Annotated in this window: 15 protein-coding genes; 10 read left to right on the top strand and 5 right to left on the bottom strand. The window is 68.8% G+C overall.

What is annotated here, in order from left to right; genetic code table 11:
* Positions 1–150: 150 nt before the first annotated feature.
* Both KEC57_RS14135 and KEC57_RS14140 read left to right on the top strand, forming a co-directional pair.
* Complete coding sequence (locus KEC57_RS14135; protein WP_267492663.1) at positions 151–1,662, top strand: NAD-dependent succinate-semialdehyde dehydrogenase; 1,512 nt, start codon at positions 151–153, stop codon at positions 1,660–1,662.
* A gap of 84 nt (positions 1,663–1,746) precedes the next feature.
* Positions 1,747–2,016, top strand: a complete 270-nt coding sequence (locus KEC57_RS14140) for a hypothetical protein (protein ID WP_229385290.1) — start codon at positions 1,747–1,749, stop codon at positions 2,014–2,016.
* An 89-nt stretch (positions 2,017–2,105) separates the two neighbouring features.
* Here KEC57_RS14140 and KEC57_RS14145 read toward each other — a convergent pair whose 3' ends face one another.
* Positions 2,106–2,378 carry a hypothetical protein gene (locus tag KEC57_RS14145; protein ID WP_229385567.1) on the bottom strand — a complete coding sequence of 91 codons (273 nt, stop codon included), beginning with the start codon at positions 2,376–2,378 and terminating at the stop codon, positions 2,106–2,108.
* A gap of 253 nt (positions 2,379–2,631) precedes the next feature.
* Between KEC57_RS14145 and KEC57_RS14155 the strand changes: the two genes are divergently transcribed.
* Positions 2,632–2,958 carry a hypothetical protein gene (locus tag KEC57_RS14155; protein ID WP_229385291.1) on the top strand — a complete coding sequence of 109 codons (327 nt, stop codon included), beginning with the start codon at positions 2,632–2,634 and terminating at the stop codon, positions 2,956–2,958.
* A 65-nt stretch (positions 2,959–3,023) separates the two neighbouring features.
* Complete coding sequence (locus tag KEC57_RS14160; protein WP_229385292.1) at positions 3,024–4,097, top strand: winged helix DNA-binding domain-containing protein; 1,074 nt, start codon at positions 3,024–3,026, stop codon at positions 4,095–4,097.
* Positions 4,098–4,144: 47 nt separating this feature from the next.
* Here the strand turns inward: KEC57_RS14160 and KEC57_RS14165 are convergent, their stop codons facing one another.
* Positions 4,145–4,510 carry a DoxX family protein gene (locus KEC57_RS14165; RefSeq protein ID WP_229385293.1) on the bottom strand — a complete coding sequence of 122 codons (366 nt, stop codon included), beginning with the start codon at positions 4,508–4,510 and terminating at the stop codon, positions 4,145–4,147.
* A gap of 104 nt (positions 4,511–4,614) precedes the next feature.
* Between KEC57_RS14165 and KEC57_RS14170 the strand changes: the two genes are divergently transcribed.
* Both KEC57_RS14170 and KEC57_RS14175 read left to right on the top strand, forming a co-directional pair.
* Positions 4,615–5,022: a winged helix-turn-helix transcriptional regulator gene (locus KEC57_RS14170; RefSeq protein ID WP_229385294.1), complete on the top strand. Its 408-nt coding sequence runs from the start codon at positions 4,615–4,617 to the stop codon at positions 5,020–5,022.
* Positions 5,023–5,236: 214 nt separating this feature from the next.
* The gene (locus KEC57_RS14175; protein ID WP_229385295.1) at positions 5,237–6,265 is read left to right on the top strand and encodes a winged helix DNA-binding domain-containing protein; all 1,029 of its coding nucleotides are present in this window, start codon (positions 5,237–5,239) and stop codon (positions 6,263–6,265) included.
* Positions 6,266–6,315: 50 nt separating this feature from the next.
* Here the strand turns inward: KEC57_RS14175 and KEC57_RS14180 are convergent, their stop codons facing one another.
* The gene (locus KEC57_RS14180) at positions 6,316–7,752 is read right to left on the bottom strand and encodes an XRE family transcriptional regulator (protein WP_229385296.1); all 1,437 of its coding nucleotides are present in this window, start codon (positions 7,750–7,752) and stop codon (positions 6,316–6,318) included.
* 124 nt (positions 7,753–7,876) lie between these two features.
* Between KEC57_RS14180 and KEC57_RS14185 the strand changes: the two genes are divergently transcribed.
* Entirely contained in the window at positions 7,877–9,763 is a 1,887-nt protein-coding gene (locus tag KEC57_RS14185) for a phosphoenolpyruvate carboxykinase (GTP) (protein WP_229385297.1), read from the top strand.
* 67 nt (positions 9,764–9,830) lie between these two features.
* Here KEC57_RS14185 and KEC57_RS14190 read toward each other — a convergent pair whose 3' ends face one another.
* On the bottom strand, positions 9,831–11,828 hold the full coding sequence (locus tag KEC57_RS14190; protein ID WP_229385298.1) for an ABC transporter ATP-binding protein: 1,998 nt from the start codon (positions 11,826–11,828) through the stop codon (positions 9,831–9,833).
* 26 nt (positions 11,829–11,854) lie between these two features.
* On the bottom strand, positions 11,855–12,070 hold the full coding sequence (locus tag KEC57_RS14195; RefSeq protein WP_229385299.1) for an AsnC family protein: 216 nt from the start codon (positions 12,068–12,070) through the stop codon (positions 11,855–11,857).
* A 110-nt stretch (positions 12,071–12,180) separates the two neighbouring features.
* Here KEC57_RS14195 and KEC57_RS14200 point away from each other — a divergent pair, with 110 nt between their 5' ends.
* The 3 genes from KEC57_RS14200 to KEC57_RS14210 are packed head-to-tail and all read left to right on the top strand — an operon-like array spanning position 12,181 to position 14,866.
* Positions 12,181–13,122: an ABC transporter ATP-binding protein gene (locus KEC57_RS14200; RefSeq protein WP_229385300.1), complete on the top strand. Its 942-nt coding sequence runs from the start codon at positions 12,181–12,183 to the stop codon at positions 13,120–13,122.
* A gap of 50 nt (positions 13,123–13,172) precedes the next feature.
* Positions 13,173–14,045 carry an ABC transporter permease gene (locus KEC57_RS14205; RefSeq protein ID WP_229385550.1) on the top strand — a complete coding sequence of 291 codons (873 nt, stop codon included), beginning with the start codon at positions 13,173–13,175 and terminating at the stop codon, positions 14,043–14,045.
* Positions 14,042–14,866 carry an ABC transporter permease gene (locus tag KEC57_RS14210; RefSeq protein WP_229385301.1) on the top strand — a complete coding sequence of 275 codons (825 nt, stop codon included), beginning with the start codon at positions 14,042–14,044 and terminating at the stop codon, positions 14,864–14,866. The genes KEC57_RS14205 and KEC57_RS14210 overlap by 4 nt, the downstream gene beginning before the upstream one ends.
* Positions 14,867–14,921 lie beyond the last annotated feature (55 nt).

Here is a 14,921-nt window from a genome sequence, read left to right on the forward strand (position 1 = left end):
CGGTGACCCGGAGACGAGATCCGCGCTTTCCGTCCCGCATTCTCGGAGTTGTTCGGACGGGCGAAAGTGTCGCTTCGACTGTACGTCGCGTACATCGGCATAACTCGAGGCGACGGGCAGAATTACCCGCAAGACCATGAACGACAGCGGATGCCGCGGCACGCGGCATCCGGAACCGACGAGGGAGTCCCCGTGACCGAGAACCGTGAGACCGAGCTGCTGGCGTCCGTTCCGGATGGCCTGTTCATCGGCGGCGCCTGGCAGGCGGCGACCGGCGGCAGGACGCTCAAGGTCTACGATCCGTCGAACGGGAACGTGGTCAAGGAGATCGCGGACGCCTCGCCCGAGGATGGCAAGGCGGCGCTGGATGCTGCGGTCGACGCGTTCCCGGCGTGGGCGGCGACGCCGGCGCGCGAGCGGGCCGAGATCCTCCGCCGCGCGTTCGATCTGCTGCAGGAGCGCAAGGAGGACTTCGCGCTGCTGATGACGATCGAGATGGGCAAGCCGCTCGCCGAGGCGCGCGGCGAGGTCGCGTACGGCGGCGAGTTCCTGCGCTGGTTCAGCGAGGAGACGGCCCGGGTGCAGGGCCGCTACGGCGCGAACCCCGAGGGCACCGGCCGCATGATCGTGTCGCAGCATCCGGTGGGTCCGTGCTTCCTCATCACGCCGTGGAACTTCCCGCTGGCGATGGCGACCCGCAAGATCGCGCCGGCGCTCGCCGCCGGCTGCACCGTCGTCATCAAGCCGGCCGAGCTCACCCCGCTCACCACCCTCGCGTTCGCGAAGCTGCTCGAGGACGCCGGGCTGCCGAAGGGCGTCGTCAACGTGTTCACCACGTCGACATCCGGCGCGGTGTCGGAGCCGATCATCCGCGACCCGCGACTGCGCAAGCTCTCGTTCACCGGGTCGACGCAGGTCGGCGTGAAGCTGCTCGAGCAGGCCGCTCCCGGGGTGATCCGCACGTCGATGGAGCTCGGCGGCAACGCCCCGTTCGTCGTGTTCGACGACGCCGACCTCGACAAGGCGGTCGATGGCGCGATGCTCGCGAAGTTCCGCAACATCGGCCAGGCCTGCACGGCCGCCAACCGCTTCCTCGTGCACCGCTCGGTCGCGGCCGAGTTCGCACGTCGCGTCACCGAGCGCGTGCAGGGCATGAAGATCGGCCGGGGCACCGAGGACGGCGTCTCGATCGGACCCCTGATCGATGACCGTGCGGTCGCGAAGGCGACGCAGCTGGTTCAGGACGCCGTCACCCGCGGAGCTTCCGTCGCTACGGGCGGGCACGCGGTCGAGGGTGCCGGCACGTTCTACGCGCCGACGGTCGTCGCCGACGTCCAGCCGGGAAGCGACATCCTGCGCGAGGAGATCTTCGGACCGGTGCTGGCCATCGTCCCCTTCGACACCGAAGACGAAGCGGTGCGCCTCGCGAACGACACTGAATACGGGCTCGTCTCGTACGTCTTCACCGAGAGCCTCGCCCGCGGCCAGCGCATGATCGAGCGCCTCGAGACCGGCATGATGGGGCTCAACATGGGCGTCGTCTCCAACGCCGCCGCCCCGTTCGGCGGCTGGAAGATGTCGGGCCTTGGCCGCGAGGGCGGCGCCGAAGGCATCCACGAGTACCTGCAGACCAAGTACACGCTCACCGCGAACCCGTTCTGACGCGGCGCGCCCGCGTCGGTCGTTGAGCGAGCGGCGCGGGGGAGCCTCGGAACGTGGCCATACCCGACACGAGATAATGGACGCATGTCCTCTCCTGTCGAACGCCGTTCAAACCCGACGGCATGGGCCGCGTTCTGGTTCGCGCTGGCCGGCCTTGTGCTCATGCCGATCCCGCTGTTCATCGGGCTGGTTCTGGGCGGCGGGCTTTCCATCGTTGCCGCGATCCTCGCCGTGATCGCCCTCCTCAAGGGACTCGCGCGCAACGGCAAGGGCATCGCTCCCGTCGTGTTCGCCGCGATCTTCATCGCGCTGACGTGGGGCGGCATCTCGATCGGCGGCGGCACCGTCTGGTAGGCCGGTGGCCGGTGGTCGCTGCACGATTGGCGCACCATGCGGGACCGCCGATCGTGTCTCTGTGATCGGCGGCGTCCCGGGACGGCATCTCAGAGGTTGCGGCGTGCGTCCACGTCGTCTGCGAGCCGATCCGCTTCGCGCGCCACAGCCTCCTGCTCGGCCTCGCTCAGCGGCGGGAGGCCGACTTCGTCGGCCGGAATGCCCGCGTACGGGTCGGCGACCGGAAACTCCTGACTGAAGGAGCCGGCGACGACTCCCCCCGGGGGAACCTCGTCGCCTGCGGCGCCCAACAGCGTCTCCTCGCCGGGAGCCTGCTTCGGTACGTCGTCTCCGAGGTGCTTACGGTGCCACTCGCCGCTCATGTTCACTCCCACCAGTACCAACAGTTCGAACCCCGATCATCATCGAGTCGATGAAGATGTGGGCGACGTTGTAGATCACCGGCATCATCCACGGAGTGTTGATGAAGTCTACGACCTGTCCGACCGGGAACCCAGGCTCGCGGAAGTGGTGGTCGGTCAGATGCGGCGAGACGTTCCCCGCCGGCTGCGGTCGGCGGCCGGGCACCCGACTCCACCATCCCCACCGAGCGGCGCCGTCGCGCATGATGGAGCGGTGACCACACCCGACAACGCGCTCTCGCTCACCATCGCCGGAACCCCCGACTTCGGGAGCGAGGTGCTGAAGTCGCTGTACCGCATCACGGGACGCTCCACCGTCGAGTTGCGGCGTGCGATCCAGGGCGGCGAGCCGGTCTACACCGCGGCGCTCTTCGGCGACCACCACATCCACGTCGTGCCCCGGCTCGAGAAGACCGCCGCCTACCTCGAAGGCCTCGGCGTTTCGTTCACCGTTCACGAGTGGGTCGACGGGGAGCGCGACGAGATCTCCCTCGATGTCATGCGCCAGATCATCCGAACTGCCGACGGCGGGGACGGCTGAGTCCTGCGCTGCGCGCCGACACACTGCGCGTCGACGCACACGGGCATGCGGCCTACGCTCGTCGTGTGCTCACCGATCGCGACATCGCCCGCTGGCGACTGCACTCGCAGCATCTCGGGGCATCCGTCGACGGCGCGGACGACGTCGTGCGATCCCTCCTCGCCGTGCAGGCGGAGAACCCGTCGCAGTCGACGTGGGCGGTGGCGACGCGCACGCACGACCCGTGCCAGGCTGACCTCGCCGCTCTGCTCGCGAGCGGGCAGGTGCTGCGCACCCATGTGCTGCGTCCGACCTGGCACTACGTTCACGCCGAAGACGCTCTGTGGCTGATCGAACTCACCCGCGACCGGGTGCTGCCCACGGTGGATCAGCAGCTCGCCCCGTTGGGCGACCGGTTGGACGCCCTTGCCGACGCCGTGATCGAGACTCTCGCCGCGTCACCCGACCGGACCCGCAGCGAGCTCGCCGACGCGCTGGCGCAGCGCGGTTACGAGCTGAGCGGGATGCAGCTCATGCTTCTGGCGGCTCATCTCGAGTTGCACGCGCTGATCTGCAGCGGCGCCCCTCGTGGCTCAGAGCACACCTACGCGCTGTTCTCCGACCGGGTCGCCGCGCCGCGCCGCCTGGACCGTGAAGAAGCGCTCGTCGAGCTCGCCCTGCGCTACTTCACCTCTCACGGGCCCGCCACCGCGCGCGACCTCGCGTACTGGGCGACACTCACCCTCACCGACGCGCGTCGTGGGCTGGCCGGGGCGGCTGACCGGCTCGACTCGTTCGAGCACGACGACCGCACGTACTGGCACGCCCCGGGGCAGCCCCCGGCATCCGCTTCGCCGCGCGGACACCTGCTGCAGGTGCTCGACGAGATGTACCGTGGCTATCAGGACTCACGCTGGGTGCTGGATGCCGACGGCCTGCTGTCGCGCGGACGCGAGACGGCGATCGGCATGGCCCTCGTCGACGGGCAGGTCGTCGCCGGCATGAAGCGCACGGTCACAACGCGCGCGGTGACGTTCGAGATCCGTCAGCTGCGGCCGATTGCTCCGGGTGAACAAGACGCGATTCAGGATGCCGCCGCCCGCTACGCCCGCTACCTCGACCTCGAGCCCCGCCTCACGTGGCAGGAGCCTCCGCGCTGAGCCACGGCCGTGGCGCGGTGCGCTCTCTTCTCGTCGAGCATGCAGGCTCAGAGCACCACGAGGAAGCCGAGCACTGCGCTCGCGGCCGACAGGATCGCGAGCGCGATCGACGGGGTCGCGTTCTCTTTGCGGCGCACGTGCACCACGATCGCTCCGATCATCACGACGGTGAGGGCGGTGGCGGCGATCGGCGCCAGGATCGGAGCGATGCCGGTGAGCAGGGGCAGGATCAGGCCGATGCCGCCGATGACTTCGGCGGCGCCGATGAGCTTGACGGTGGGGTCGGCGAAGTCGTCGGCCCAGGCCATTCCGCTCGCGACGAGCGCGGGCTTCGGGCGGGCGACCTTCATCGAGCCGGCCAGGATGAAGGCGAGCGCGAGGAGTCCGTTGAGGATCCAGAGGGCGATGAGCATGGGATCTCCGTGTAAGAAAGGGGGGCTGTTACGATCAGTAACCAACCCCATCACATGTGCGCACCGCGTACAAAAGGCACACCGATGTAAGCAGGTGACACGCGATGACCAGCTCGGCAGCACCCATCACCACGTACGAGGATTCGTGTGCCGCGGTCGGCGATGGCCGAGCCGTGCGCGAGGTCCTCGACCGGGTCGGCGACAAGTGGACGCTGCTCGTGGTCGCGACCCTCCGCAACGGGCGCTTGCGCTTCAGCGAACTGCAGCGTCACATCCCCGGGATCTCGCAGCGGATGCTGACGCTCACCGTCCGCCAGCTCGAGCGTGACGGGCTCGTGTCGCGCACCGTGCACGCCGAGGTGCCGCCCCGCGTCGAGTACGAGCTGACCGAGCTCGGCGGCACGCTGCTCCAACTCTCGATCGCGCTGGGGGACTGGGCGATCGCGAATCAGCCGCGCATCGAACAGGCGCGCCAGGTGTACGACGCGGCGGCAGCCGCGAAGGCGGGCTGAGGGCCTCGCGGCAGCGCAGCCCCGTTTGCGCACGCGCAACGTCGGCGGGGTGCGGCAGGATGGCGGCATGGTCGCGACGCCTCCTCCAGACTCCGCTGGCGCGTCGAGTGGAACCTCGGGCCGCGGAGGCCGAGCATCTGCAACGCGCCGTGAGCGGCTGCGGTCGCACCGGCTGAGCGCCCCCGCCCCGTCGGTGGCCGCCGCCGCCCGCCACATGCTGGCCACTCAGGGTCAGGAGTTCTGGGGCGGGCGCTGGGCGCTCGCCGCTCGAACGAAGGGTCGCGCCACCATTCGGGACGTCGACGCCGCGTTCGAGCGCGGTGAGATCGTACGGTCGTGGACGATGCGCGGCACGATCCATGTCATCCCGTCCGAAGACCTGGCGTGGGTGCTGTCGATCACGGGCGAGCGGCAGGGCCGCCAGGTCGCGGCGGTCCGGCGCGCAGAGGGCATCGACGACGACGAGATGGCGCGTACCGAGCAGATCGCCCGCGCCGCACTGAGCGGAGGCAACCGTCTCACTCGCAAAGAGCTCTTCGAGGCGCTCGAGGCGGGTGGTGTCAGCACCGCGGGTCAGCGGGGCTATCACCTGCTGGTGTCGCTGTCGCTGCGCGCGATCGTGTGCCAGGGGCCGATCGTCCCCCGCGAGGGCGGCCCGACACGCGAGCAGTACATCGTGCTCACCGAAGAGTGGATTCAGGATGCCGCGTCCCCGGCGAATCCGCTGGCGGAGCTGTTCACCAGGTTCATCGCATCGCACGGGCCGGCCGGTGCCCGCGACTTCGCCTGGTGGACGGGACTGCCGCTCGGAGTCGCCCGCAGTGCTGCTGTGGAATCCCTCGCGCTGAGCGACGGGCGGCGAGACGAGGCATCGGCTCGTCTGACCGTGGTAGCCGAGCAGCCCGAGCCTCAGTACGTCGTCACGGGTCCCGCCGTGCCACGGCGCAGCGCGGCGGCTCCCGAAGTGCTCGCGCTCCCGCCCTTCGAGGAGTACTTCCTCTCGTACGCCGACCGTACAGTGCCGTGCGCACCCGAGTTCCTCTCGGCGATCGGCCCGGGCTTGAACGGGATCGTGCGGCCGATCATCGTCGCGCGCGGCGAGATCGTCGGCGTGTGGACGCACTCGGTCGCCGTGGGGCGGCACGCCGACGATCCGGTTCCGGTGCTGTTCACCCAGGGGTCCGCAACGGACCTGGAGGTCGCGGCTGCGCTGGATCGATACCGCGACTTCATCACCGCCTAGGCTGCGCGGGCTCGTTCTTCCGCAGCGCAGCCGAGACGGAAGCCGTTCGCTCAGACGTGGCGCTCGAGGAACGAATACACCTCGTTGTCGTCGACGCCGGGGAATGCGCCGCGGGGGAGCGGGGAGAACATCTGCATGTGCACCCGGGCGCTCGGCCACGCCTTGCCCGACCAGCGCTGGGTGACCTCGCTCGGCGGGCGCCGGCAGCACGTCTCGTCGGGGCAGGTCGATGTCGCGCGCTTCTGCGTCTCGCGCCCGCGGAACCAGCGGGCATCGTCGAACGGCACCCCTACCGTGATCGAGAACTCACCGGCCGACGTCGTCCCCGTCTGCGTCGAGCACCAGAAGGTGCCGGCCGGAGTATCGGTGTACTGGTAGTGCTCGGTGGTGCGATTCTGCTCCGAGAAGGCGGCGCGGGCCGAGAACCTGCGGCACGCGATCTGGCCGTCGACCGCGCCGGTGACATCCATCGGCAGGGGCAGATCGTCGTTCTCGTACACGCGCGAGATCGCGCCCGATCCGTCGACTCGCAGGAAGTGCAGCTTGATGCCGAGGTGCTGCGTCGCGAGGTTGGTCAACCGCATTCCGGCGGACTCATGCGTCGTGCCGAACGCATCGCGGAAGTCTTCGACCGCGAGGTTGCGATCCTTCTTCGCCTGCTGCAGGAATGCGACCGATGCCGTCTCGGGCATGAGGCAGCACGCGGCGTAGTAGTTGATCTCGAGCCGCTGCTGCAGGAAGTCGGCGTAGTCGGTCGGACGCCGGTGTCCGAGCAGTCGGTGCGCCATCGCCTGCAATGCCATCGAGCGCAGGCCGTGCCCGCCCGGGATGGACGCCGGCGGCAGGTAGATGCGGCCGTTCTCGAGATCGGTGACAGAGCGGGTCGAGTGCGGAAGGTCGTTGACGTACAGAAGCTCGAACCCGAGCTTCTCGGCCATGATGCTCACCGTGCGGTGCGTCAGCGCCCCCGAGACGTGGCCGGCTGACTTGAGCTGCTTCTCGGCGAGACGCTCGATGTCGGGCAGGTAGTTGCCGATCTCGCGCATCCGCAGGCGCTGCTCGGTGTTGGCCCGTCGCGCCTCTTCGGGCGTTGCGATCGCCTCGCTCTCGCGGCGCTGGAGCTCTCGGTGAAGGCCCAGCACCGATTCGATGGTCTCGTCGGCCATGCTCTTGGTCACCTTGACCGGCGCGACGCCCAGCTGCCGGAACACCGGGCTCGCCTGTGCGCGCTCCAGCTCGATCTCCAGCGCCGCACGGCGGTTGGGCGGCTCGGTCGACAGCAGCTCGGTCACCTCGACGCCGGTGGCGCCGGCGATGGCCTGGAGCAGCGACAGCTTGGGCTCGCGCTTGCCGTTCTCGATGAGGCTCAGCTGGCTGCCTGCCACGCCCACGATCTCACCCAGCTCGTCGAGGGTGAACCCGTGCGCCACGCGCTGATGGCGGATGCGGTGTCCGAGCGTGGACAGTTCCAGGGGGGTGGGGGCCATTCCTTGATGCTAGCGAAAGAAGTGCGACTTTTGACACACGTTTCCGCGGGAAGAGACGGGTGAATGGGCGGAAAGTGGAGTGAGAACACGAATCTCTACCGTCGAATCGAAGAGGAGCGACACCATGGCACTTGCCGACATCTTCCCCCGCACCGAAGGCTCCGCCCCTGTCTCCGCGCCCGTGACCGTCACCCGCTCCTCCGGCGACCTGCCGGCTATCCAAGGCGAAGGGATGGCCGCGCTCGTCGCGTGGGTGGATGAGATTGCGGCGTTGACGACGCCGGAGCGGGTGTTCTGGGTGGATGGGTCTCGTGCGGAGAACGAGGCGTTGCTGCGTGAGCAGGTTGATGAGGGGAAGCTGATCAAGCTGAACCCGGAGTGGCGTCCGGGGTCGTACCTGGCCCGCTCGCATCCGAGTGATGTGGCGCGCACGGAGGGGCGCACGTTCATCGCGTCGGAGCGTGAAGAGGATGCCGGCCCGACGAACAATTGGGCGCAGCCGGCGGAGATCCGCGCGACGATCACGCCGCTGTTCGAGGGGTCGATGAAGGGCCGCACGATGTATGTGGTGCCGTTCTCGATGGGCCCGGTCGGGGGTCCGTTGTCGCACATCGGAGTGCAGGTCACCGACAGCGCCTACGCGGTGACGTCGATCGGCATCATGACGCGGGTGGGCACCGAGGTGTTGCGTGAGATCGCCGGCGGTGCGCCGTGGGTCAAGACGGTGCATTCGGTGGGGGCGCCGCTGCAGCCGGGCGAGATGGATGCGGCGTGGCCGTGCAACGACGAGAAGTACATCGTGCATTTTCCCGAGACGCTGGAGGTGTGGTCGTTCGGGTCGGGCTATGGCGGTAACGCGATCTTGGCGAAGAAGTGCTTCGCGCTGCGGATCGCGTCGGTGATCGGCCGTGACGAGGGCTGGCTGGCCGAGCACATGCTGCTGATCCGGGTCATCGACCCGGCCGGGCGTGCGTATCATGTGGCGGCGGCGTTCCCGTCGGCGTGTGGCAAGACCAACCTGGCGATGCTGCGTCCCACCATCCCGGGGTGGCGGGTGGAGACCCTGGGTGATGACATCGCGTGGCTGCGTCCGGGTGAGGACGGCCGGTTGTGGGCGATCAATCCCGAGGCGGGGTTCTTCGGTGTCGCGCCGGGCACCGGGGAGTCGACGAACGTCACCGCGGTCGAGACGCTGTGGGGCAACACCATCTTCACCAATGTGGCGTTGCGTCCCGACGGGGACGTGTGGTGGGAGGGGCTGACCGATGAGGCGCCGGCCCAGTTGACCGATTGGGAGGGCAAGGCGTGGACGCCGGCATCGGGTCGTCCCGCCGCGCACCCGAACTCCCGGTTCACCGTCGCCGCGGCGCAGTGCCCGCAGATCGCGGCGGACTGGGATGCCCCCGAGGGGGTGCCGTTGGACGCGATCCTGTTCGGCGGGCGCCGGGCCACGAACGTGCCGCTCGTGGTCGAGGCGACCGACTGGACGCATGGCGTGTTCATGGGCTCCAACATCTCGTCCGAGCGCACCGCGGCCGCCGAGGGCACGGTGGGGGAGTTGCGGCGTGACCCGTTCGCGATGCTGCCGTTCTGCGGGTACAACATGGCCGACTACTTCGGGCACTGGTTGAAGATCGGGCAGCAGCTGCGGTTCGATCGTGCGCCGCGGGTGTTCCAGGTGAACTGGTTCCGCAAGAGCGCGGACGGCCGGTTCCTGTGGCCCGGGTTCGGAGACAACTCGCGGGTCATCGACTGGATCATCCGTCGTGTCGAGGGCGAGGTCCCCGCGATCGACAGCCCCATCGGGCGGCTGCCGCGTCCCGGCGATCTGGACCTGGACGGCATCGAGGTGCCGGCCGCGGACCTGGACGCGTTGTTCGCGATCGACAAGGACTCCTGGCTGCGCGAGGTCGAACTCACCGAAGAGTTCTACCGCACCTTCGACGGTCGTGTTCCGGCCCCGCTGTGGGCCGAGCTCGCCGCGCTGCGCTACCGCCTGCAGCGCGCCTGACGGTCCCAGACCGGCGCCCGGCCCTCTTCTTGGCAGAGGGGCCGGGCGCCTATTCCTTTGCTGCCGCTCACACCAGCAGCTGGTGCTTGGCCAGGTCCCGGTACAGCGGGGTCGACGCGACGAGTTCGGAGTGCGTCCCCTGGCCGACCACGCGGCCGTGGTCCATCACGACGATGTGGTCGCTGTCGACCACGGTCGACAAGCGGTGGGCGATCACGATGAGCGTGCGGCCCGCGGCGACGGCGTCGATCGCCTCTCGCATGCGCTGCTCGTTCAGCCCGTCGAGCGATGAGGTCGACTCGTCGAGAAGCAGGATCGGGGGAGCTGCCAGCAGTGCCCGCGCGATCGCCAGACGCTGACGCTCGCCCCCTGACAGCATCACGCCGCTCTCGCCGACCGGCGCGTCGAGTCCGAGCGGATTGCGGTCGAGCACCTCGCCCAGGTTCACCGCGCGAAGCACCGCCTCGCACTCCGCATCGGATGCCGCGGGCGAGGCGAGTCGAAGATTGTCGCCGATCGTGCCGGCCAGGGTCGGTGCGTCCTGCTCGACGTAGCCGAGCTGGGCCCGCAGATCCGCGCGGTCGAGCGTGCGTACATCCCTGCCGCCCAGCAGGATCGCACCACCGGTCGGGTCGTAGAACCGCTCGATGAGAGCGAGCGTCGTGCTCTTTCCGGCGCCCGAAGGGCCGACGAGCGCAACGCGCGCGCCGCGCGGCACGGCGAACGAGACGCCGTGGAGCACCCCGCCTTCGATCGCGGCGGTGGTGGCGGAATCCGCGCTGTTCGCGCTGGAGACGTCGCCGAGAGCGATGGCAGATGTCGCGACGTGTGCGTTCTCGAGCACGGCGATGGCCTCGGACTCCGCCTTGCGGCGAGCTTCGACGACGGCCTCGGGGTAGCGGAAGTGCACGCCTCGGAACTCGATCGCGGGTGCGGGTACGACGGGCTCGGCGGCATCCGCCTGCGCTCGAACCGAAGCCGCGATCGCCTCGTCGTCATGGTCTTCCGTAGGCAGGTCGAGCACCTCTTGGATTCGCCCGAGGGCACCCAGCGCCTGATTGACCGAGGTGATCGCGCCGAAGAACGATCCGAGCGGGGCGATCAGCATGAACAGGAACATGATGAACGTCACGAGGCTGGCGATCGACAGTGCCCCCGTGGCGACGCGGAAACCGCCGAGACCGATGACGACGAGGAGAGAGACCTGCAGCGCGATGCCCGCGATGGGCACCACCAGCGCCGAGACCTTCGCGATGCGCACGCCGACGCGGTAGGCGTCGGTGGCCTGCTCGGTGACGCTGTCGACCTCGCGCTCGGTGGCGCCCGACGCGCGAACGGTGCGGATCGAGCCGACTGCCCGCTCGACGCCCGACGCGAGAGCGCCGACCTTCTCCTGCTGCTCGGTCGACGCGGTGCGGATGCGGCCGCTCAGCGCCGTCACGGCCACGACCGAGATGCCGATCACGACGACGATGATCGCCAGCAGCACCGGGTCGATGACCGCCATCGCGATGAGCGCGCCGACGAACAGCAGCGCGTTGCCGATCGAGTCGGCCAGACCCTGCGTCAGAGCGGAGTAGAGCAGCGTCGTGTCGCTGCCGACTCGCGAGACGAGGTCGCCGGTGCGACGCGCGTCGAACTCGCTCACGGGCAGGTGCAGGATCCGCGAGATGAGCCGGCGCCGGCTCGAGTAGACGACGGCGGTGCCGGTGCGCTGCAGCAGATAGTGCTGCCAGCCGGAGATGAGCGAGGCGATGACGACGAATCCGACGAGGGCCCACAGCAGGAGTCCGAGGTCGAGGTTCGCCTGCACGCGCGTGATCACCTGGCCGACCAGGAGAGGCTGCACGAGCGACGCGGCCGCGCCGAGGATGCTGAGCACGACGACGATGACGAGCGTGCCCTTGTGCTCGAAGATGTACGGCAGCAACTGCGAGAACGAAGCCCGAGGGCCTTCGTCGGCCTTGCCGCGGCGGGTGCGTGCGCTTCGCCCACGCGCCTTCGGGGCGTCCGGTGCGGATGCCGCGTCGAGGGCGGGGGCTTCGTCGATTTCGGCGGAGGGCATGGGTGTACCTCGTTCGTGCAGTGGGCTTACCTTCGACCGTACTTCTTGTGGACGGCCTGTCGGGACACTCCGAGCGCGCTCGCGATCGCCTGCCACGAGAATCCGAGGTTGCGGGCTCTGCGCACCTGCGCCTCCTCGGCGCGGGCGAGCTCGCGGCGCACCTCGGCGAGACGGTGCAGTTCGGCGATCGGCTCGCGCTCCGGCGCGGCGCCGATAAGAGTGCGGATGTCGTCGCCGCTCATCGCGTCCCCCTCTCGTCGCCTCGTCGAGTGTCAACCGTAGTTGACGCCCTGTCTCCTGTCAACACTAGTTGACGGATGACGGTGTCGAGGGCCGGCGCTAATGTGGTCCGGTGTCGGCCCCCGTGATCACCGCAGCGAATCTCGTCAAGACCTACAAGGTCAAAGGCAGACCCGACTTCGTCGCGGTGGACGGACTCTCGTTCGAGGTTGCCCCGGGGGAGTCGTTCGGGCTTCTCGGACCGAACGGCGCCGGCAAGTCGACGACCATGAAGATGATCGGCGCAGTCTCGACCCGCACCGGCGGCGATCTGTCGATCCTCGGACTCGATCCCGACCGCTACGGACCCGAGATCCGCTCGCGCCTGGGGGTCGTGCCGCAGCAGGACAACCTCGACGGCGAGCTCAACGCGCGCGAGAACCTCTACATCTACGGCCGCTACTTCGGGCTGTCCGCCAAGGTGTGCCATCAGAAGGCCGACGAGCTGCTGGCGTTCGCCGCGCTCGAAGACAAGGCCAAGAGCAAGGTCGATGCCCTGTCGGGCGGCATGAAGCGGCGCCTCACCATCGCGCGAGGACTCATCAACGATCCGCGCATCCTGCTGCTCGACGAACCCACGACGGGCCTCGATCCGCAGGCGCGCCACGTGCTGTGGGACCGCCTGTTCCGCCTCAAGGAGCGCGGCACGACCCTCGTGCTGACCACGCACTACATGGACGAGGCCGAGCAGTTGTGCGACCGCCTCGTGGTGGTCGACAAGGGCCGGATCATGGCCGAGGGCACGCCCGCGTCGTTGATCCGCGAGCACTCGAGCCGCGAAGTGCTCGAGGTGCGCTTCGGATCCGATCGCAACGAGCAGGTCGCGCCGCAGCTGCAGGGCATCGGCGATCGTGTCGAGGTGCTGCCCGATCGCGTGCTGGTCTATGCGAACGACGGCGAGGCCGCGCTCGAAGCCGCGATCCAGCGCGGGCTCCACCCGATCACGTCGCTCGTGCGGCGATCGAGTCTGGAAGACGTCTTCCTGCGCCTCACCGGAAGGTCGCTGATCGAATGACCTCCCTTCCCGAGGACGCTCACCCGGCGAGGGAGCCCGACGACCGGCGGATGCCGCGCGGCGCGGCATCCGCTGCCACCTCCGCGCCGCCGTCACTCGACGAGCTGCGCGCCGAGGCGATGGAGTGGGGGCGAAAGCCCCGCGCCCTGGGCACGTGGTACGTCACCGAGCACATGGTGCGCGCGATGCGCGCGTACGGCTGGACGATCATCGTCGGCGCGCTGGGGCAGCCGATCCTCTATCTTCTGGGACTTGCCGTGGGTCTGGCCGCGCTCATCGACGCACCTGTCGACGACAACGGGGTCGAGGTGACCTATCTCGTCTTCGTCGCCCCGGCCCTGCTGATGACCGCGGCGATCTCGGTGGCGTCCGAAGAGTTCTCGTTCCCCGTAGTAGCGGGATTCAAGTGGCGCCGCTACTTCTTCGGATTCAGCGCGTCGGCGCTCTCGCCCGGCCAGATCGCCGGCGGTGTGGTCGCGGGCGCCACCGCGCGCATCGTGTTCGTCGTGGTGGCGTACTACCTCTTCCTCTGGATCTTCGGAGCCGTTCCCGACCCCGCGACGGGCTGGCTGACCATCCCGGTCGGCGTGCTCGCGGGGCTGGCCTTCGGCATCCCCTACATGGCGTACGCCGCGTCGATCAGGGAAGACAAGGGGCAGTTCGCGCTGGTGCAGCGCTTCGTCTTCATGCCGATGTTCCTGTTCTCGGGCACGTTCTACCCGCTCGCGACGCTGCCGCTGTGGCTGCAGTGGATCGGGTGGGTCTCGCCGCTCTGGCACGCGACAGAACTCGGCCGCATGGCGACCTACGATCGACCATCCGCGCCGATCGCGGTCGCCGTGCACGTCGGGTATCTGCTCGTGCTGTCGATCGGCGCGTATCTGCTCGCGCGACGGATCTTCCAGAGGAGGCTCGGCGAATGACGGCGGCGACGGCGACGGACGCCGTAGCGCGTGCAGGCGGGGTGCGGGCCCTGTGGGCGGGCAACCCGCAGTCGGTGGTGCAGCGCGGGCTCATCGCGGCGCGCTCGTCGAGCTGGGCGGTCGTGCTCTCCGGCTTCTTCGAGCCGGTGTTCTATCTCGCCTCGATGGGCATCGGGCTGGGGCCTCTCATCGGCGACGTGCAGACGAGCGGCGGGATCGAGGTGTCGTACGCCGCCTTCATCGCTCCCGCGCTGCTCGCGGTCTCGGCGATGAACGGCGCGATCTACGACTCGACGTGGAACGTCTTCTTCAAGCTCAACTACGGCAAGCTCTACGAGGGCATGCTCGCGACCTCGCTCGGTCCGCTCGACGTTGCCCTCGGCGAGATCCTGTACGCGCTGCTGCGCGGTCTGCTGTACGCGACCGGGTTCATGATCGTCATGCAGATCCTGGGGCTCAATCTCGCGCCCACCGCGATCCTGGCGATTCCGGCCGTGCTGCTGATCGCCTTCGGGTTCGCGAGCGTCGGCATGGCGGTCACGAGCTACATGAAGACGTTCCAGCAGATGGACTGGATCAACTTCGTGCTGCTGCCGATGTTCCTCTTCTCGGCGACGCTGTACCCGATCACGATCTACCCGGAGTGGATCCAGCACATCATCATGGCGTTCCCGCTGTGGCACGGCGTCGAGCTGATCCGCGGCCTGACCACGGGTGTCATGAGCCCCGACATGTGGTGGCACATTCTGTACTACGTCGTCATGGTCGCGGTCGGGCTGGTCTTCACGACCAAGCGCCTGCGCGCCCTCTTTCTCGACTGACGCCGAGCGTCGCGACCCTCGAAACGACGGATGCCGCAGCCCGCGTGGGCTGCGG

This window comes from Microbacterium allomyrinae, assembly GCF_020682705.1.
Classification (GTDB): domain Bacteria; phylum Actinomycetota; class Actinomycetes; order Actinomycetales; family Microbacteriaceae; genus Microbacterium; species Microbacterium allomyrinae.

What these genes read in the sequence shown, in the direction of transcription:
- KEC57_RS14165 (WP_229385293.1), bottom strand. Translation starts at nt 4,510, where the DNA reads ATGCTCATCGCCCTCTGGATCCTCAACGGACTCCTCGCGCTCGCCTTC.
- KEC57_RS14210 (WP_229385301.1), top strand. Translation starts at nt 14,042, where the DNA reads ATGACGGCGGCGACGGCGACGGACGCCGTAGCGCGTGCAGGCGGGGTG.
- KEC57_RS14205 (WP_229385550.1), top strand. Translation starts at nt 13,173, where the DNA reads ATGCCGCGCGGCGCGGCATCCGCTGCCACCTCCGCGCCGCCGTCACTC.
- KEC57_RS14140 (WP_229385290.1), top strand. Translation starts at nt 1,747, where the DNA reads ATGTCCTCTCCTGTCGAACGCCGTTCAAACCCGACGGCATGGGCCGCG.
- KEC57_RS14185 (WP_229385297.1), top strand. Translation starts at nt 7,877, where the DNA reads ATGGCACTTGCCGACATCTTCCCCCGCACCGAAGGCTCCGCCCCTGTC.
- KEC57_RS14180 (WP_229385296.1), bottom strand. Translation starts at nt 7,752, where the DNA reads ATGGCCCCCACCCCCCTGGAACTGTCCACGCTCGGACACCGCATCCGC.
- KEC57_RS14190 (WP_229385298.1), bottom strand. Translation starts at nt 11,828, where the DNA reads ATGCCCTCCGCCGAAATCGACGAAGCCCCCGCCCTCGACGCGGCATCC.
- KEC57_RS14145 (WP_229385567.1), bottom strand. Translation starts at nt 2,378, where the DNA reads ATGAGCGGCGAGTGGCACCGTAAGCACCTCGGAGACGACGTACCGAAG.
- KEC57_RS14175 (WP_229385295.1), top strand. Translation starts at nt 5,237, where the DNA reads ATGCTGGCCACTCAGGGTCAGGAGTTCTGGGGCGGGCGCTGGGCGCTC.
- KEC57_RS14170 (WP_229385294.1), top strand. Translation starts at nt 4,615, where the DNA reads ATGACCAGCTCGGCAGCACCCATCACCACGTACGAGGATTCGTGTGCC.
- KEC57_RS14195 (WP_229385299.1), bottom strand. Translation starts at nt 12,070, where the DNA reads ATGAGCGGCGACGACATCCGCACTCTTATCGGCGCCGCGCCGGAGCGC.
- KEC57_RS14135 (WP_267492663.1), top strand. Translation starts at nt 151, where the DNA reads ATGCCGCGGCACGCGGCATCCGGAACCGACGAGGGAGTCCCCGTGACC.